Origin of the sequence: Bartonella sp. WD16.2, assembly GCF_002022505.1 — a bacterium.
Classification (GTDB): Bacteria; Pseudomonadota; Alphaproteobacteria; order Rhizobiales; family Rhizobiaceae; genus Bartonella.
Genome location: NZ_CP019781.1, coordinates 1,128,123 through 1,147,500, shown reverse-complemented (window position 1 = coordinate 1,147,500; position 19,378 = coordinate 1,128,123). Strand labels below are relative to the sequence as shown.

16 protein-coding genes, 1 tRNA gene and 3 pseudogenes are annotated in these 19,378 nt (G+C 35.7%); 8 read left to right on the top strand and 12 right to left on the bottom strand.

Annotated elements, in window-relative coordinates:
* Positions 1-558: 558 nt before the first annotated feature.
* On the bottom strand, positions 559-1,647 hold the full coding sequence (locus BWD162_RS04900) for a YrzE family protein (RefSeq protein ID WP_078705678.1): 1,089 nt from the start codon (positions 1,645-1,647) through the stop codon (positions 559-561).
* Positions 1,648-2,261: 614 nt separating this feature from the next.
* On the bottom strand, positions 2,262-3,158 hold the full coding sequence (locus BWD162_RS04895; protein WP_078705677.1) for an outer membrane protein: 897 nt from the start codon (positions 3,156-3,158) through the stop codon (positions 2,262-2,264).
* A 406-nt stretch (positions 3,159-3,564) separates the two neighbouring features.
* On the opposite strand from BWD162_RS04895, the pseudogene BWD162_RS07965 reads away from it, so the two are divergent.
* From BWD162_RS07965 to BWD162_RS07955, 4 genes and pseudogenes are all read left to right on the top strand, one after another.
* Positions 3,565-3,766 (top strand): annotated as a pseudogene (locus BWD162_RS07965) (helix-turn-helix domain-containing protein); the annotation flags it as partial.
* Positions 3,767-4,367: 601 nt separating this feature from the next.
* Positions 4,368-4,604 (top strand): hypothetical protein, encoded by a 237-nt coding sequence (locus BWD162_RS04890; protein WP_078705676.1) that lies wholly within the window; start codon positions 4,368-4,370, stop codon positions 4,602-4,604.
* Positions 4,605-5,041: 437 nt separating this feature from the next.
* Positions 5,042-5,608 (top strand): annotated as a pseudogene (locus BWD162_RS07960) (YqaJ viral recombinase family protein).
* Positions 5,609-5,680: 72 nt separating this feature from the next.
* Positions 5,681-5,867 (top strand): annotated as a pseudogene (locus BWD162_RS07955) (helix-turn-helix transcriptional regulator).
* 110 nt (positions 5,868-5,977) lie between these two features.
* On the opposite strand, the gene BWD162_RS04875 reads toward BWD162_RS07955, so the two are convergent.
* The 10 genes from BWD162_RS04875 to BWD162_RS08115 form a co-directional block, all read right to left on the bottom strand.
* Positions 5,978-6,062, bottom strand: a tRNA-Leu gene (locus tag BWD162_RS04875).
* Positions 6,063-6,167: 105 nt separating this feature from the next.
* Positions 6,168-6,788, bottom strand: a complete 621-nt coding sequence (locus BWD162_RS04870) for a 2,3-bisphosphoglycerate-dependent phosphoglycerate mutase (RefSeq protein WP_078705675.1) — start codon at positions 6,786-6,788, stop codon at positions 6,168-6,170.
* A gap of 30 nt (positions 6,789-6,818) precedes the next feature.
* On the bottom strand, positions 6,819-7,625 hold the full coding sequence (gene dapB, locus BWD162_RS04865; RefSeq protein WP_078705674.1) for a 4-hydroxy-tetrahydrodipicolinate reductase: 807 nt from the start codon (positions 7,623-7,625) through the stop codon (positions 6,819-6,821).
* Positions 7,626-8,114: 489 nt separating this feature from the next.
* Positions 8,115-8,807: a glutathione S-transferase family protein gene (locus BWD162_RS04860; RefSeq protein ID WP_078705673.1), complete on the bottom strand. Its 693-nt coding sequence runs from the start codon at positions 8,805-8,807 to the stop codon at positions 8,115-8,117.
* Positions 8,808-8,941: 134 nt separating this feature from the next.
* Entirely contained in the window at positions 8,942-9,589 is a 648-nt protein-coding gene (gene yihA / locus BWD162_RS04855; protein WP_078705672.1) for a ribosome biogenesis GTP-binding protein YihA/YsxC, read from the bottom strand.
* Positions 9,586-11,424, bottom strand: coding sequence for a membrane protein insertase YidC (gene yidC, locus BWD162_RS04850; protein ID WP_078705671.1), 1,839 nt, complete (start codon positions 11,422-11,424; stop codon positions 9,586-9,588). The genes yihA and yidC overlap by 4 nt, the downstream gene beginning before the upstream one ends.
* An 11-nt stretch (positions 11,425-11,435) precedes the next feature.
* A complete protein-coding gene (gene rnpA, locus BWD162_RS04845) occupies positions 11,436-11,807 on the bottom strand; it encodes a ribonuclease P protein component (protein ID WP_078706146.1) in 372 nt (123 codons plus the stop codon).
* A 116-nt stretch (positions 11,808-11,923) separates the two neighbouring features.
* Positions 11,924-12,058, bottom strand: a complete 135-nt coding sequence (rpmH, locus tag BWD162_RS04840; RefSeq protein ID WP_007476702.1) for a 50S ribosomal protein L34 — start codon at positions 12,056-12,058, stop codon at positions 11,924-11,926.
* A 284-nt stretch (positions 12,059-12,342) separates the two neighbouring features.
* Complete coding sequence (locus BWD162_RS08120) at positions 12,343-13,536, bottom strand: flagellin N-terminal helical domain-containing protein (RefSeq protein WP_078705670.1); 1,194 nt, start codon at positions 13,534-13,536, stop codon at positions 12,343-12,345.
* 509 nt (positions 13,537-14,045) lie between these two features.
* Entirely contained in the window at positions 14,046-15,242 is a 1,197-nt protein-coding gene (locus BWD162_RS08115; protein ID WP_078705665.1) for a flagellin N-terminal helical domain-containing protein, read from the bottom strand.
* 832 nt (positions 15,243-16,074) lie between these two features.
* On the opposite strand from BWD162_RS08115, the gene BWD162_RS04825 reads away from it, so the two are divergent.
* The 4 genes from BWD162_RS04825 (at position 16,075) to BWD162_RS04810 (ending at position 19,246) form a co-directional block, all read left to right on the top strand.
* Entirely contained in the window at positions 16,075-17,169 is a 1,095-nt protein-coding gene (locus BWD162_RS04825) for an Mrp/NBP35 family ATP-binding protein (protein WP_078705669.1), read from the top strand.
* A 66-nt stretch (positions 17,170-17,235) separates the two neighbouring features.
* Entirely contained in the window at positions 17,236-17,937 is a 702-nt protein-coding gene (gene pyrF, locus BWD162_RS04820; RefSeq protein ID WP_078705668.1) for an orotidine-5'-phosphate decarboxylase, read from the top strand.
* Between the two features lie 48 nt (positions 17,938-17,985).
* The gene (rsmI, locus tag BWD162_RS04815) at positions 17,986-18,873 is read left to right on the top strand and encodes a 16S rRNA (cytidine(1402)-2'-O)-methyltransferase (RefSeq protein ID WP_078706145.1); all 888 of its coding nucleotides are present in this window, start codon (positions 17,986-17,988) and stop codon (positions 18,871-18,873) included.
* A 4-nt stretch (positions 18,874-18,877) separates the two neighbouring features.
* A complete protein-coding gene (locus BWD162_RS04810) occupies positions 18,878-19,246 on the top strand; it encodes a YraN family protein (RefSeq protein WP_078705667.1) in 369 nt (122 codons plus the stop codon).
* Positions 19,247-19,378 lie beyond the last annotated feature (132 nt).

The window sequence follows — 19,378 nt, the reverse complement described above, 5'->3', positions numbered from 1 at the left end:
TCTGTTTGAGCTCAAAGTCAGAAAGGTCACTATTGGCTTTTTGTAAAAAGGATAACTAGAGTATCGCTGTGAGTGTTGATATCGGTACCTAACTTAAACTCGCTGTGGTTCTTCATCTCTTAAAAAGTGTCTTACACTTTGCAAAGGTCGTGCTGTATTGAGTTCTTGCTGTTCTAGCCATCGTTCTCATTTTACCAGGGCAATAAAAGCACTTAAAAAAAAGAGGAAAAACTTTCTTATTAGCTTTACTTACTTCTTCCATTTTGAAAGCGTGGCTAAACACTATCACCTAATAAAGCTACAAACACTTTATTTTTAGCTAATTCCCGTTTGTATCATTCAAAAAAATGAAGGTGGTAGGATCAGCGTTTTCTCCTTCTAGAGTTTATAAAAAAATCTTATAAGTTGGTAGGTATTTCAAAAGTATAACACTTAATCTATTGTTCAAAATGCTAGAGATAACTTTTCCTTGTGAGCAAGAAAGCTGCTATAAGTGAGCAGCTTTCTTGTTGTGATGATCAATGATGATCCATTGCGATGTTTTTTAAAGAAAAGCTTTTAAATAAGGCAGCAATGTTTACGGCTTTTAGAACCATAATAGCCACATACAGTTGCAATAACAGCACCGATAAGGCTACCTAAAAAGCTCCACCACCCAATGGTAGAAGCTGTTCCAATAGCTTTGTCTGCAAAGCTCTGGGCGCTCTTTGCTGTTTGTTCAAGGTGATGAGATAGTGTTTCAATTTGTTGGCTAAAGTTTTTGATGGCCTGTTCAGTTTTTACTTGTGCTGCTTGATAAAGAGTTATGGCATGATCTGCAGTGCGTTCTGCTTCAGCCTGGGTCATGCCGTTGTTCATAAGGCCACCGATGACATCACTGCGATCAATATTATCTGTTATCGTTGCAAGGCGGTTGGATAAACGATCTCCTAGTTGCTTAAGATAAACAGAATAGCCTGAAGGATTATGCATCAAAGCGGTGATAACAGATTCTATATCATCTAAACTCTCTTCATAAACACCTCGCAAATGTTCAGGATTAAGGGCTTCAATATTACTTTCGTTGAGTACTTTTCGTAAATCGTTTTTGAGTTTGTCAAAATCAATTTTATGGCTGTTTTTATTGCTCAACAGTTTATTGAAAGTGTTATAGTCTGAAGATGAGAAGAGGGTGCCAATCCCTTTTCCTAGGCTAGAAATGACATTTTTAGAGCTGGATGCAACACTTGAGAGAGTTTGAGCCCCCATGTGTGCTGCTCCGGAAACGAACAGAGTTGTCTGAAGTGTTACAAGAAGCATAAGAAGAGCCCAGGTTAAGAAGCCATGTGCTGCTCCCGCTTGTCTTGCAAAATGACCAGCAACAAAACCACCAATAGCAAGACTAAAAAACATCACAATAATGGAACCTATGCCAACAGACATCAAGACTCCTCCAAAGGGCGCAGAAGAATAGAGGTCAATTTGTCCTAAACCTAAAGCTGCGAGCAAAAAAGAAAAGCAAATTGAAGTAGCAATAACTGTAATTAGTCCTGCAAAAAGGGCTGACCAAGAAAGAGGCCTATGAAATAGTGGACGCTGAGGTTCCACAATTTTTTCTCCTTGCGAATGTGGATTTAATAGTGTGTCTGTTGGAATGCGCGTTTCCATTTGTTTATCTCCTTCGATGAGTATTTTATATACAACGCACGATTTGCGTTTATGTTCCAATCTAGAGAGATCTTGTTAGAAGGAAAGGGGATGCTTAATGGTTTCAGGTTTTTAGAGAATTATATTCCATTTTAAATAAACCTTAAAAATAAAATGTCTCATTGTCATGATTATTTATAATAATCTGTTTACTAAAAGGATCAATAAGATGATGCTTTTTAGAGAATAGTGTGGTATTATAGCGGTGTAATGGGTTTTCTTGTTGTGTCTTTTTAGGTGCGAGAGTTTTTGTAAGAGGAACTCTTGTGAATGGTTGTGCTTTTCTTACTGCAATGGATGGTGGGGACATATTACAATATGTATGGTGTGCTGAGAATATATTATTATTTTTATTGGTGGTTGCGTTGAGCAATTTTTGTGATGGTCATTTTGTGGGGTATAAATAAATTGTTTATTGCTTCCCAAATTTGATTTATTGCGATATGTAAGGATATGTTTTATGTCAAGTATGGTTACACTATACGATAATTTTTTAGAGAAAAAGTAGAACAAATAAAAAAGCCTTGTCAGAAACAAGGCTTTTTAGTGGTTAGGTTATACAGTGTACAGGGAAATTAGAATTTATAAGATACTCCAGCACGAAAATCATTAGTCTTGTAATGAAGTTCAAGGCTATCTTTAACAAATTTCTTTTTTCCGAAATCCGAATAACGATACTCTGCCCGCAAAATAACATTGTCGGTCATTGCAAAATCAATACCAGCACCAAAAGTATAACCGATCATTGTTTTTGTTTCATCTACCATATTATTAAGCTCTTTGTCTTGTGTATTTGTGCTTGATAGCGATAGAATATTTTGGAACTGTCCATAAGCAACACCACCGGCAATATAAGGCATAATACGATCAGCAGCAAAACCGATACGTATCCGTGTAGCGCCAGTCCATTTTTGGTTTAAAGTATACTTAAATGTTATAATGTTTTTTTCTGCCTCTTCTGTATTAATTGTATTTTCTAATTGGGCAGCTCTTTTTGACCGTTGATGTTGGCTTGTTGTTAAGTCACTTTCTTCTGTATTTACACCTTCATTAGATGGGGGAGTGATTACGGTAGTTTTTGTATTTTTTCGTGCAGATAAAATTATATCCGTATCAATGCTTAGGATAAGGCCATTACTGAGATCAACATTGGAACCTGCATAAAAACCACCTATAAAACCAGAAAGTTTAGGTAAAAATTTTTCACTAACTGGAACCCATTTTATAGGTCCTCTACTCGTAGCAGGCAGTAAAGGAATATCATCACTATGACTCATTGCAGAAATCTTACTTGAAAAACCACCAACCTGCCCCCCAATATAAAAACCATTCCAAGAAAAAGTAGGGGGTCTAACAATTGGTGAAACATCCATTTGATAATTTTCTTTACGAATTATACTATCTGCTGCTTGTGCTAAAGAAATTGCAGCTAAAGTGAAAATAGATGTAGTTATTAAACATTTTGTGTTCATAGTTTTCTCCAAAAGTAACAATTTAAATACGTAATGTTATTTTTACATCAAAAAATTTACAAAATATTGATTTTTTCTTTGTCTTAAAAGACAATACTTTATGACATATTCTAAGGCTTTTATGCAAGATGAGCTTATATATGTTTACTTTTAGTGTTGTCATATATAATAATCAAAATGATTTTAACAATAGATCACTTTGTTGTTTAATTTTTTTAGGAACAAGCAGAGCAACACGATCTCCTAATGTAGCGACATTCCTCTGATATCGTTGATAGCAGGCATCAAGTTATTTTTTTGGAAGTGTTGTTTTTACTCTTCTTCCAACTTTTGACTCAGTAATGCTTAATGCTATAAATAGCTGTGATATAAAAAGATTGTCCCGTTTTCTTCATGTATAGATCATAGGTTGCTCAAGGGAGGAAAAAGAGTTTCTGTGGATAAATTGATGGCTATTTTTAACACACTTAGAAATGCAAGTGTCATATAACAATAATAATTGATTCAATATTTTCGAGGAAAATGTAAAACTTATAACTTGTGCTTCATTTGGAGATAAGAAGAAGCTTGAAGCTTTAAATGCTTTGTTGACGGAACGGTATAAGTAATATCTTTTACTGTCCGTAATATTCCTTGTTTTTTGTGTTGTAGATAAAGTCTCCTACCTTACAACAATATTATAGATGAAATTACTTCTAAACTTTTAGAGTCTTTATTTTGTGTCATTACATTAATTAAAATAACACTAAAGCGTATTATGCCTATTCTATAACTTAGAAACAAACATTTGCCAACGGCGAGTGAACACAAGGATCATATTAACTGATCTAACTCAAAGGCATAATACTTGAATGTTTAAAACGATCTTGTGGGCTGTTTAGTTTAAACCAAGCAGCAAAAATGTTAGAATTAAAGCCCAAAGATTTTCTAGTTATTTTCATGTTTATTATTGTGTTTCGAGTGGGTTTTTATTATCAGAGTAAAATCAATGAAAACTGATGGATTGTATAATCCGCATTATTCAAATACCCAGCGGAATAAAAAAGACCGTTTCTAGTGCAAAAATCATGGACGAAGAATTAGCATGCTTGAGGGAGGTAAATTCAAAAATAGTGTGCATATAAAAAGATATCAATCAAAGTATGAGCTTTTTCAATACACGTGTTTTTCATGCCACAGGTAAGGTGCATCTCAAAATTAGAGAAAATAATGATGACAACTTCCTTCATAGCAAAAGTAGCGCAGAAATATAATTTATCAGAACAAGAGTTTCGTGAAGCACTCTTTAAAACCTGTATCAATTTCAATATTTTTGAAGAAGATTTTGAAGACTTTATTTATCTTGCCAATGAGTATAACTTAAATCCTTTAGGAAAAGAAATATACGCTGTTCCTAAAAAAATGGCATCATCCCAGTTGCTACAACCACTGGGGGGACCAAGATAATCAAATCCCACCCTTGATAATATAACACTTCAAAAGAACGACGATAACGAAGGCAATCTGCTTTCTGTTACATGCGCTATGTATTTGAAGAACAGTAAAACATCCAATAAAAATCACAGAATATTTAAAAGATTGCAAACAAGACACAAAACATTGGCGGAAATATCCTGTTCGCATGCTGCAGAATGAAGCAATTAAACAATGTGCACGTTATACCCTCGGTTCTGTTGGCCTTTTTTTATGAAGAAGATAAAGCTTTTTATGAAAAAGAAGATGTAGTCGATCTTATTCACGAAATTATTTGCTGCAAATGAGACTAATTATAATCCCAAAAACGAGAGGGTATTTAGTGAATTGCTTACGCCAATCAAAGAGTTAAAAAACAAACACAAACAGAGTGATTTCAAGCTCGTTTAAGAAAAGTTACAGCTTCAAACATTGATAGCATTATCAGTAGAACAGCTAAAAGTTTGCCGACAAGTAAATATGAGGAGAAGGGTACAAACTTAGATTTATCGCAAAATGTTTAAGAGATGAAACAATATCATTTTATAAAATACCAGCTATAAAATGGGGAAATAAACGCAAAAAGAGAGTGATTAAAAAATACAGCCTCAAATGTGAAATTGCTATCACCCGATGTGGATTTATTCCCCATCCGACAATTGAAATGGTAAGTACTAATCCTGATAGGTCTCATTGGGGATGAAGGCTTTATAAAGGTCAAATATTCTCAAGCAACGACGCGTGTACGTTTTTTACGAGATGATAAAATCAAGCCTGAATATATCTTACAAATGCAATTCCAAATGGCTTGCACAGGATGAAAATGGTGTAATTTTGTCAGCTATTATCCTTGGTTTATAGATAAATCATCTCATTTATATATCAAAATTCAACGCATCTCACGCGATGATGAACAGATTGAACGCATTAATAAAGCTGTAGAAGCACTTTTAGAAGAAATAGAACAAGAAATGAAAATCTTTATACAAGCTGCTTAAACCTATGGGGGGAGCTCTGTTACTTACATGTCTCCTTAAGCGCTCCCACTCATTAAAGAGAAAGGCAATGAGATGATATTTAATGATGGTGATAGATATGTCATAATACGTGAATGTGCTCAGTTTTTTAGCGTATCGACAACAACGATTCGCAATTGGGTAATACGAGGTTCCCAAACCATATAAGTTGGGCAAATCAGTAAGATGGAGAAAAAAAGAAATCTTGGCATTTATACCAAAGGAAATAAGCTGCAAATAACACAAATTTAGATAAAATTATATAAACTCTAAAGAGTAGACTAAATGGTGGACTAAAAATTATCTAATTAAGTAAAAATCTATATATTTCAACATGTTAAAGGTAAAAGATGGTGCCCAGAAGAGGACTCGAACCTCCACACCTTGCAGTACAGGTACCTGAAACCTGCGCGTCTACCAATTCCGCCATCTGGGCAATGGAATTTATCTAAGCTTGAGAAGTAACTCTGTCAATGATCATTACTCTACTAAAAATATTAGAGTTAGGGTGCTTATTTCTATAAATCGCAATTATAATAATTTAAGACGTAATGATTTTTTTTGATAAAATTGTTGAATCAGAATTGAAGTCATAAATAATAGGGACACCAGTTGCTAATTCTTGAGATATGATTTCTTCAGTGCTTAGACCTTCAAGTGCCATAATAAGAGCACGAAGAGAATTGCCATGCGCTACAATTAAAACAGTTTTGGAGCGTAAAATGTGGGGCTGAATATGGTAAAAATAATAAGGCCAGACACGCGCACCTGTATCACGCAGGCTTTCCCCATTGGGTGGGGCAATGGCATAAGAACGGCGCCATATATGCACTTGTTCTTGCCCCCATTTTTGACAAGCATCATCTTTATTTAAGCCGGATAAATCGCCATAATCGCGTTCATTCAATGCTGAATTTTTTATCAATTGCAAATCTGTTTGTTCTGTTTGTTCTAAAATATGCTGAGCAGTTTTTTGTGCTCGCTGTAAGGCTGATGTATAAGCAACATCAAATTTTAAGCCAGATTCTTTTAGTTTTTTTCCTGCTTTTATTGCTTCTGCATAACCTTTTTCTGTCAAATCTGGATCTTTCCAACCAGTAAAAAGGTTTTTAAGGTTCCATTCACTTTGTCCATGACGGATTAATACAAGTGTACGTCCCATTATAAATTTCCTGAAATTGATTGATTAACGTTAATCGTTCAGATCTAAAACATCCAGCATTGAATAAAGACCATTTTTATGATTTCTTGCCCACAGAGCTGCTTTTAATGCACCGTTGGCAAAAATAGAACGTTCTTGTGCTGAATGTGAAAGAACAATGTGTTCATTTGGACCTGCAAAAATAACACTATGGTCTCCGACAACTGTTCCACCCCGTAAACAAGCAAAACCAATAGTGCCTTTTTTGCGTTCGCCTGTATAGCCTTTACGTTCGCTAACATAGACATCTTGGAACTGAACATTGCGTCCTTCTGCTGCCGCATTTCCAAGAAGAAGAGCTGTTCCAGAAGGAGCATCAACTTTGCCAAAATGGTGCATTTCAGAAATTTCAATATCAAAGTCTTCAGATGTTAATGTTTTAGCTGCTTTCTTTACAAGGTTAGCCAAAAGATTAATTCCAAGGCTCATATTTCCAGATTTAACAATTGTTGTGTGCATCGCAGAAGTTGCAATTTGTGCTTCCTCTTCTTTGCTAAATCCTGTTGTCCCTATAATGTGAACAATGCCTTTTTGGGCTGCATAATCAGCGTAGATAATAGTAGCTTGTGGCTGGGAAAAGTCTAAAATACCTTCAGCATTAGAAAAGGCCTTTTCAGGATCATCAGTAATTGGGATTCCAAGAATATTTGAACCAATCAATACGCTGGCGTCTTTTCCTACAAAGGGTGACCCTTTGCGCACAAGCACACCACAAAGTTCTACACTTTTTCTATGTTGGAGAGCTGTAATTAACGCACGCCCCATTCTCCCATTGGCACCAACAACTGCAAGGCGCATGTTTTTCTCCTTGTGACACTTTACTCCTTGAGTATAGGCAAATTCTTTTTTTTGCCAACTATTCTTTTTCCATATAAAGCTAAATTTAGTACATTTAATGGTTTAAACTGATGATTAATTTATGTGGAACTTGTATAAGTAATATACTTATTATCATTATAACAAATGAACACTTTTGTAAGTATGTATAAAGTATTTTAAAAGTACATTTTGAAATTTAGTGTAATTTTAATGTATTTTACTACAATCAGTGATAAGTTTCTCTATTTATTGTATATTAATTTTGAAATTAAATACACATTTTGTTTATCTTTATGTAAATTATTTCAATAATATTATTTATGACTGTTATATGAACAAAGTTAAATACTTTCTTTAATTTAATGATATACAGGAATTTCTTTTTTACAATTTAATAAAAATTCCAACTAAAATTGTTATTTATTGGTCAATATAAGGTAGCTGTAAAATACAGTATTTATTGACAAATTAGAAGTCCAGATCAGTGTAATGAGAACTAGGCGTAGTTCCACGAATCCGATCATTTAAAAGAGGGCGAAAAGAAGGGCGAGATTTAATCCGCATATACCATTCTCGAATAGAAGGAAATTGCTCCCAATCAATTTCTCCCAAAAAATCAAGTATAGAAATAGAAGCTGCAGCTGCTAAATCTGCATAGGACAATATAGATCCAGCTAACCAATCACGGGATGTGCAAAGCCAATTCAAGTAATTCATGTGTGGTGGAATATTAGCACGTGCATTGCGTAAAATTTGCGAATTAGGAGCTCCACCACCAATGGCTAATGGCATTTCACGTTTATAGATTCGCTCTCGCACAATATGACGCGTAACTTCATTTTCAAGTTTGTTTAAAAACCAATCATTAAGACGGCGTACTTCGGCACGTTCTAAAGGATTTGCTGGAAAAAATTGTTTATCTGGTCGTAAACTGCCACGCGTTTCATCTAAATATTCATAAATCACGGTAGCACCCGATAATGGTATTTCATGTTCAGCAAGGAAAACGGGCAAATGTCCCGCTGGATTAAGAGCAAGAAATTCAGGTTTTCTTGTCCATTCATATTCTTCAATAAGATGGGTTGCTATACCATATTCTTCGAGAATAAGACGTATAAAACGAGAGGCAGAAGATAGGGGATGATGAAAAAGTGTGAGCATAATTTATGTGCTTAAATAGAGTCGGTAGATTTCTTAATATAATAGGATTTTTATAAAGATGCTTTGTTGAAAGAACAAGCTCATTAGTAATTGCTAACAGTTATGTTTAATAATCTCTTAAGAAAGATATCATCTTATTGCGTAACTGCTTGCAAGATAGCTGCACGCAACTCTTCTAACCCCGAAGCTTTTTGTGAAGAGGTGATTAGTAGCTCTGGATAAGCAGCTGGATGTTTTAAAATATTTTTTTTTGTAGCAGTTACTAAAGTTTCAAGTGCATTTGGTTTGATTTTATCACTTTTGGTTAAAACAATTTGATAAGAAACTGCTGCTTTATCCAGAAGATCTAAGACATCTGTATCATTTTTTTTAATTCCATGACGTGAGTCAATTAAAACATAAGCGCGTTTAAGTGTTGTACGACCCCGCAAATAATCAAAGATCAAATGTGTCCATGTTTCAATGCAATTTGGAGGAGCTTTGGCAAAACCATAACCTGGCATGTCGACAAGTGCTATAGGGGGAAAGTTTTCTTTCTGATCACTTAAACTGTCAGGTATAAAGTAATTAAGCTCCTGAGTACGCCCTGGTGTATTTGAAGTGCGTGCTAAACCTTTTTGTTGCACCAGTGCATTGATTAGGGAAGATTTTCCAACATTAGAGCGTCCTACAAATGCAATTTCTGGGGGGCCCTCAGGTGGAAGATGTTGTATTGCGGGTACACTACGAATGAAAATCCAATTACGAAAAAAAATCCCAGAAGTTGTAGGACGTTTTGTCATTTATGTCCTTCTTTTTTAGATTTCTTATGGAACATAGCTTTAAGATTATCAAAAAGCTCAATTTTCACGCCTTGACGTTTCATCATGATGCCTTGCTGAATAATTGACAATGTATTATTCCATGCCCAATAAATAACAAGACCAGCTGGGAAGGAAGCTAGCATAAAGGTAAAAATAACTGGCATCCATGTGAAAATCATAGCTTGTGTTGGATCTGGAGGAGTTGGGTTCATATGCATCTGTAGAAACATTGTTATCCCCATGATTAAAGGCCATGCACCAAGGATAAGAAATGCTGGAACTTCATAAGGTAATAAGCCAAATAGGTTAAAAATAGATGTTGGATCAGGTGCTGCTAAATCTTGAATCCAACCAAAGAAAGGTGCATGTCGCATTTCAATGGTAATATAAAGAACTTTATAAAGAGCAAAAAATATTGGAAATTGAACTAGCATTGGCCAACAGCCCGCAAGAGGATTGATTTTTTGAGTTTTGTACAATTCTATCACTGCTTGTTGCTGTTTAACTCGGTCATCTGCATATTTTTCCTTTATTTCTTGCATCATTGGTTGCACTAACTTCATGCGTGCCATAGATTTATAAGATTTATTAGCAAGCGGGAATAGAAGTACTTTCAAGAGCACTGTAACAAGAAGAATGGCAATACCAAAATTTCCTGTTTGTTTATAAAAGATATCAATAAGAGCAAACATTGGTTTGGTGATAAAATCAAACCAACCCCAATCAATTAAAAGACCAAATTTCTTAATCTTTAATTGATTTTGATAACGGTTAATGATCCCAACTTGTTTTGCACCCGCAAAGAGGTGATTTGTAATAGTTTTTGTTTCATTGGGAGCAACTGTTAAAAGAGCACTTTGTAAGTCGGATTGATAGTGGGTATTTAGTTGATTAAAATAAATAAAACGACTTGTATATTCTTGATCTTGTGGAGGGATAACCACTACAGCCCAATATTTATCAGTGATACCAATCCAACCTCCTGTAACTTTGGAGAAAATCATGCTTTTCTGACCATTTCCAGAATTTGGGTTGAGCTCTTCTAGATTTTTATATGTTTCTGTTTTGAGTGAATCCCCCGCGACACCAATCATACCTTCATGGAGCAAATAAGTTGCATTTGTGTATTCTGGTGGAGCTGCACGTGCAACTCGGGCATAAGGCGAAAGATATACAGGATTGTCACTTTCATTTTTGATAGAATCTTCAATGGTGAACATGTAATGATTGTCGATTGAGAGAGTACGACGGAAAATTTGTCCTTGTCCATTATTGTAGATTAAAGTGACAGGTGTTGAAGGGGTTAGAGTCGTATTTTCACCTTCTATCTGCCATTGTGTATGAGATTGTGGCAATGCTGTTGCTGGTAGAGATGAACTCGTAAAACCAAATTCAGCAAGATAAGTTGTATTGAATCCATTAGGATTGAGCAAAGCAATTTCCGGCGATCCTTTATCTACAGTTAAGCGATATTTTTTGAGAAAAAGGTCATCAAATTGTGCACCAACAAGATTAATAGAACCTTCTAATTCATCAGTTTTAATTGCAATACGATTTGTTTTAGCCAATTCTACACTACGGTTTTCAGGCGTCATAGGGCGGTCAGATACACCCCCTGATTCACTTGTTTGAGCAGTATCAGAGAAATGCACATCAGTTGTGGGAAGTTCTGAACTTTGTTTTGACAATTGTTGTGCCATTATTTGCATTTCTTGTAGTTTTGTTTGTTGGGGAATAACATAAAAAAAATGCCATGCGACAAAAATAATAAGAGATAATCCAATGGCGATAAAAAAATTACGATTATATTCCATTTGTACTTATCCTATTGCCGTTGCTGGTTTTTAATTTTTGGCTTTATTCGTCGGTTTAATTCATTGATCAGAGATGAAAACGGTGCATGCAGTGCATCGGGATGAGCTACAATGACATAATCGGTTCCTGCTTCTATGTTATTTTTTAGTCCAATTCGAACTGCTTCACGTAGACGCCTTTTAATGCGATTACGTTTGACGGCATTGCCATTTTTACGCGTTACAGTAAAGCCTACACGTGCAACAAGAGGATGTTTTATTTCTGCTGTTTGTTCACGAGGTTTAATTTCAAGTAGAAATAGAGGACCACGTCGTTTTTCTCCTGTGCGTGCAGCCAAGAAATCTGCTCTTTTACGAATGCGGCAGGGGTGTTTTTGCTTCATTGAAAGATGCTTCATAGCTTTACTAAATGCCTGCCTTTTACAGAAAAGACAGGCACCAAAGATTCATAATGAAAAAATAACTAACGACATTCAATCTGTTGTAAAAATTCAAAGAATCAAGCAGATAACCGCTTCCGTCCGCGATTACGCCTGGCTGAAATGATTTTACGCCCACTAGCTGTTGCCATACGGGCACGAAATCCATGGCGACGTTTACGAACAAGTTTAGAGGGTTGATAAGTACGTTTCATTTATTCAAATACCGTTGTGCGGCCCTTCTTAGTTCTATAGCACAATAATACACTCGATGAATAATCTTATTCCATCAGATAATTCTAAGGTAAGTGCTTACCCTATAAGGAAAAGCATAAAAAAGTCAATCTTAGATTATTTTTTCGTATTTTAAAAAGATGCAAGAAGTTTGAAGTTTATTGACTTAAGCAATATATTTCTCATTCGAGATATTTACTATTTGAACAGTTAATAAAAAAGGCCACGCGGGTGCGCAGCCTTTTTACATAAGAATGTTATGAAATTAATTACGGAACAAGAATAAGATATTCTGGCTACCTTGATTTGCAATAGAAAGAGCTTGAACACCAAGCTGTTGCTGAACTTGCAAAGCAGACAATTTTGCAGATTCTGCATTCATGTCAGCATCAATCATTGAACCGATCCCTGCATCAACATTGTCTAACAATCTTTTAACAAATTCGAGCTGAGTATTCATCAAGTTAACTGCAGCACCAATCTTAGCACCCGCAATAAGAGTTAAATCAACTGCATCGCGCACTTTATTTTGAAGGCTGCCTAGAAGGATATTTTGTCCATCTGAAGACATTGCACCAATTCCTTCTATTTTGACAAATTCAGCTATGGTAACTTTACTAGCTTCCACTTTAAAAGCAGCTTGCGCTTTAGCCCACGTTTCGTTCCCTTTACCAGTAGTCAGTTTGTCTTCAGCCGTTTTTACTTTCTCCTTTGCCGCTTTTATTTCTTTACCTCCTGGTTTATCCTCAGTAACGTCACCATATATGGACACCAAATCCGCCAATGCAGCTTTCGCATCTTCAATGTCATTTAACAGGCCCTTGTATACTTTTTCTGCTGCCTCAAAAGTACTAATAGCTTTTTTAGCATCATTTTTTTCGTCTACATTGAAAATGTTTTTCAAAATACCTTTTGACATATCAATGGTGCCATTCTCATTCATAACACCAAAATTCAACTCACGGCCACCAACTTCAATCATATCAACATAGACAGCTGTACCTTCACGACGATAACCAGCAGCTATGCTAGCAGTTTGACCACCATTGGAAAGCATGTTTTTGCCAGCAAATGAAGAAGACTGAACTGCATTCGAAATGTTCGTCATATTTGCTTTCATTGAATCTTGAAGCTTAGCAATATCAACTTCACCTTTTCCATTAACAGTAACCATTGATTTTTGAATATCATCAAGTGCTTCTTTGGTTAGGTCAACAGCTGTAGCAGCAATACTCACCTGTTCTTTACCTAAATTAATGGCATCAATAACAGTGCTCATTGTATTACTGTCATGCTTCATCATTGATGAAATAGACCAGTAGGCTGTATTATCACCAGCATTGTTAATACGCAAACCTGTTGAAATACGGTCTTTTGATTTGTCTAAATTATTATCAATTGCACGAAGTGTCTGCAATGCAGTCATTGCAGATCTATTAGTAAGTATACTTGAACCCATAATCGTGTCCCTTAACGAAAAATAATTAAAGAGGGACATGCTATTTTTATAGCTCATGATAGAACGACATCATGTCTGCCAGATAAATTTGGCCTATCACTTTTTGCAGTGCTATCAGACTAAAAAATATTGTTCAAGTTGTTTTTTTCAATGTGTGGATAAAAATGCAACTCTTTGCTCTCAAATACATTTACTATTATTGATTTACGAATAATTGATGATGAACTTTCAGACTTCAGTAACTACTCTCAATGTAAGTAAAATTATTATTTTTCGCAAAAAACTAAGACCCCTATATTCTAAAAAATACAATTTTTATTCAGCTAAAAATTGTGATTTATATACTGATGCTTATAAGGCACATCTGACCTTACCCCCCTAATCCATATTTTAAATCAGCTAAGTTAGACTGCTCTTATCAGAAAAACTAAGCGTATACTCATTATTTGAACAGTTAATAAAAAAGGCCACGCGAATGCGCAGCCTTTTTAAGTAAGAATGTTATGGAATTAATTACGGAACAAGAATAAGATATTCTGGCTACCCTGATTTGCAATAGAAAGAGCTTGAACACCAAGCTGTTGCTGAACTTGCAAAGCAGACAATTTTGCAGATTCTGCATTCATGTCAGCATCAATCATTGAACCGATCCCTGCATCAACATTGTCTAACAATCTTTTAACAAACTCGAGCTGAGTATTCATCAAGTTAACTGCAGCACCAATTTTAGCACCCGCAATAAGAGTTAGATCAACTGCATCGCGCACTTTATTTTGAAGGCTGCCTAGAAGGATATTTTGTCCATCTGAAGACATTGCACCAATTCCTTCTATTTTGACAAATTCAGCTACGGTAACTTTACTAGCTTCCACTTTAAAAGCAGCTTGCGCTTTAGCCCACGTGTCGTTCCCTTTATCTTTATCAGTCAGCGCTTTTTCAGCATTAGTTACGGCCTCTTTCGCCTTTTGTATCGCACCCTTTCCTGGTTCTTCTTTAGGGTCAGCACCATATATGGCAACCAAATCCGCCAATGCAGTTTTCTTCTCTTCAAGGTCATTTACCAATGCTTTGTATGCTTTTTCTGCTTTCTCAAAAGTCTCAATAGACTTAGCAATATTACTTTTTTCGTCTGCATTGAAAATGTTTTTCAAAATACCTTTTGACATATCAATGGTGCCATTTTCATTCATAACACCAAAGTTCAACTCACGGCCACCAACTTCAATCATATCAACATAGACAGCTGTACCTTCACGACGATAACCAGCAGCTATGCTAGCAGTTTGACCACCATTGGAAAGCATGTTTTTGCCAGCAAATGAAGAAGACTGAACTGCATTCGAAATGTTCGTCATATTTGCTTTCATTGAATCTTGAAGCTTAGCAATATCAACTTCACCTTTTCCATTAACAGTAACCATTGATTTTTGAATATCATCAAGTGCTTCTTTGGTTAGGTCAACAGCTGTAGCAGCAATACTCACCTGTTCTTTACCTAAATTAATGGCATCAATAACAGTGCTCATTGTATTACTGTCATGCTTCATCATTGATGAAATAGACCAGTAGGCTGTATTATCACCAGCATTGTTAATACGCAAACCTGTTGAAATACGGTCTTTTGATTTGTCTAAATTATTATCAATTGCACGAAGTGTCTGCAATGCAGTCATTGCAGATCTATTAGTAAGTATACTTGAACCCATAATCGTGTCCCTTAACGAAAAATAATTAAAGAGGGACATGCTATTTTTATAGCTCATGATAGAACGACATCATGTCTGCCAGATAAATTTGGCCTATCACTTTTTGCAGTGCTATCAGACTAAAAAATATTGTTCAAGTTGTTTTTTTCAATGTGTGGATAAAAATGCAACTCTTTGCTCTCAAATACATTTACTATTATTGATTTACGAATAATTGATGATGAACTTTCAGACTTCAGTAACTACTCTCAATGTAAGTAAAATTATTATTTTTCACAAAAAACTAAGACCCCTATATTTTAAAAAATATAATCTTTATTCAGCTAAAAATCGTGATCTATAACACTGATACATGCAACTTTTAAAGTATAGATACATTTGACGTTATTTCCCTAATCCATGCTTTATTAACAGAACTAAACTTCTCTAATTAATAGTCTTTATTGATGGGCCATATTAAAGAAAGTGGTATACATAGAATAATTTGTAGTTATTTCGTTACGCCGCGAGTAAACGATCAAAAAATTGAAAATAAGATAAAAAATGGTGCATCACTCTATAATATCAATAAGGTTTTCAAATTTTGGATTATTTACAAAGATTTGTAGAAAAATTCGTACACAAATATTTGTAACGAGATTCTGCAATGCATTTTATTCTAGAGTTTTTTATAGAACTGGCTTTGCATCTTGAATTGGTATTTTGAAAGAAACACAGTTATTACACTGAAACTTTTATAACTCTTAACGAAGGAAAGTGCTAAGGTGATTGACGTAAATATTTTTTCTCTTTATTGCTATATTATCTAGCATCTGTATAGAGAGGAAAGAGTGTGGTCCCTGTTACACGCGAAGCTATTCGTGAAGAACTGCGTAAAGTTAAAGGACCAAATTTTGAAAGCGATATTGTATCGCTTGGGTTGCTTTCAGAAATATTCATTACAGGTGGTAAGGTTTTCTTTTCCATTACAGTTCCCCGTGAACGCGCACAAGAATTAGAACCATTACGCCGCGCTGCTGAAAAAGTAGTGTATGCTATGGATGGAGTTGAAGCAGTTGTTGTCACTCTTACGGAAGAAAAACAATCGCCAACATTTTCTCAAACACACAAACATGCAGTTTTTTCTGCGCAGAAACGTAAAGCAAATACATTGCCTATGAAAATGCCGATAGAAAATGTACAGCATATCATTGCTGTTGCTTCTGGAAAGGGAGGAGTTGGCAAATCCACAATGGCGATAAATATTGCCTTAGCTTTACAGGATGCTGGTTTTAAAACAGGTTTGATGGATGCAGATATCTACGGTCCGTCTCTGCCACGTTTGACAGGGCTTGTAAATCAAAAACCATCATTAGTTGATGACAAAAAAATTCAACCTCTTGAAAAATTTGGCCTTAAATTAATGTCTATGGGTTTTTTAGTTGAAGAGGAAAAACCAATCGTATGGCGTGGTCCTATGGTGATGGCAGCTGTAACCCAATTACTAAGGGATGTTTTATGGGGGCCTCTCGATGTTTTGGTAGTTGATATGCCACCTGGAACAGGGGATGCACAATTAACACTAGCTCAACAAGTGCCGTTAACGGGTGCGTTGATTGTTTCTACCCCACAAGATCTTGCTTTAGTTGATGCACGCAAAGCTGTAGAAATGTTTACAAAAGTTAAAGTCCGCATTCTGGGACTTATTGAAAACATGAGCTACTTTATTGCGCCTGACACAGGAAAACGCTATGATATTTTTGGTCATGGCACTGTGCGTACAGAAGCAGAAAACCGAGATATTCCCTTCTTGGCAGAAGTGCCACTCGATGCAACTTTTCGATTTTCTTCAGATGATGGAGTGCCAATTTTTATCTCTGAGCCGGAAGGTAGGCATACCAATCTTTACCGTGCAATTGTTCATCAAATAAAAGACAAATTTTCTTAACTTCATTTTTTTGAGTAAAGTCTCGCTTAAGGTAAAGTAATCCTAAAATAATAAGGGAGTGTTTTAATGGTAACTATGATGCGTGAACGCTTAATCGTGGGATTAGACGTTCCGGATATTAAACAAGCAGAAAAATTGATCACGCAATTGGGTGATTGGGTCAGCTGGTATAAAATCGGTTATCAGTTGTTTTTTTCTGGCGGAATGGAATTAGCCAAGGATCTTATTCAAGCACAAAAAAAAGTGTTTTTCGATATGAAATTGTTAGATATCGATCATACCGTTGCTAGAGCTGTGGAAAATATTGCAAAATTAGGTGTTTCAATGCTGACGATTCATGCATATCCAACAACAATGAAAGCAGCTGTTGCAGCGGTTAAAGGAAGTGATTTATGTTTACTGGGGGTGACAGTCTTAACATCAATGGATGAAGTCGATTTAAAAAATGCTGGTTATAAAGATAATCCCCAAAAATTAGTGCTCAAAAGAGCTGAGCAAGCGCAAAAAGTAGGAATGGGTGGCATTGTTGCTTCAGCACTTGAAGCAGAAGCTTTGCGAAAAGTTATTGGAACTGATATGGCATTAATAACACCAGGGATTCGCCCTCAGGGAAGTGATAAAAATGATCAAAAACGAGTTATGACACCAAGAAAAGCATTGGATTCTGGTGCAAGCCATCTTGTCGTGGCGCGGCCTATCATTCAAGCTATTGATCCTTTAGCTGTAACAAAGAAAATTTTGGCAGAAATGTCTGACGATTGTTCATAAGGTCTTTGCTAAAATTTTGAAGAGAAAGCACTGGATATGCAGAAGAGTGTGAGTGAAAAAATATATTTTATAGGTTCTCATGCCTTTTGTGCACCAATTATAGAACCAGCGCTTTATTTAGTGGCAACACCTATCGGAAATCTTGCAGATATAACTATCCGTGCTTTGCAAGTCCTTGCACAAGTCGATATTTTAGCTTGTGAAGATACGCGGGTAACACGTGTTCTGTTAGAACACTACGGTATTCAGAAAAAAACATTTCTTTATCATGAGCATAACGCACAAAAAGCAGGAGTGAAATTATTAGAAGCTTTGGCAGAAAATAAAACAGTGGCCCTTGTATCAGATGCTGGAACACCACTTATTTCTGATCCAGGATTTAAATTAGTAAAAGAGGTGCGTAAAGCTGGTTACAAAATCGTTCCGATTCCCGGTGCATCAGCTCTTTTAGCTTCTATTGTAACAACAGGGTTTCCTACAGATAGCTTTTTCTTTGCAGGTTTTTTGAGTACTAAGAAAACGCAGCGCCAAAAGCGACTGGAACAATTAAAATCGATACCTACGACCTTAGTGTTCTATGAATCGCCTCACCGTCTTGTAGAAACTTTGCAAGATATGGTTACTATTTTCACAGCTAACCGACCAGCTGCAATATGCCGTGAATTAACAAAAAAATTTGAAACTATAGATGTCTCCAATTTAGGAAACTTAGTTGAGAAATATGGAAAACAAACGCGTATTCGTGGAGAAATTGTTATACTCGTTGGAGAAGCAACAGCATCTTTACAGCAAATGAGTACTCAAGAAATCGATGCGATGTTACTAGAGTTGCTTAGTATATATCCTGCAGCGAAGGCGGCTGCTTTAATTGCAAAAAAAACAGGTTTGAAAAAACAAGAACTTTTCCAACGATCAACTCTTTTAAAGGGAGGGTAGGATTATGCAAAAAAAGCATAAGAAAAAATCCTTTTATAAAGGTATTCGAGCGGAAAAGTGGGCAGCTTGGTGGTTACGTTTGAAAGGATTTCATATTGCTGAAATGCGTTTTAAAACAAAATGTGGGGAAATTGATTTAATTGCACGGCGTGGAAATCTTGTTTTAATTGTTGAAGTGAAAGCACGTTCAACATTAACTGAAGCAATGACTGCAGTTTGTCAGGTAAATGAAAAACGTATTATATCGGCAGCTAATGTTTGGTTAGCACGGCAAAAAGATTACTCTCTTTTATGTGTACGTTTTGACCTAATTGCAATTTTACCGTGGCGTTGGCCACATCATATTCCGGCATTTATTGAGTCTCATAAATAAATTTTCTATACCGTTTATTGTATCAGCTAAAAATATTTTGGATTGATTATTCTCCCTATTTATATGTTGCTCTTGTTATTAATTTTTATACGCGGATAAAATCCATTAACTGAGTGAAGCAATTACGCTAAG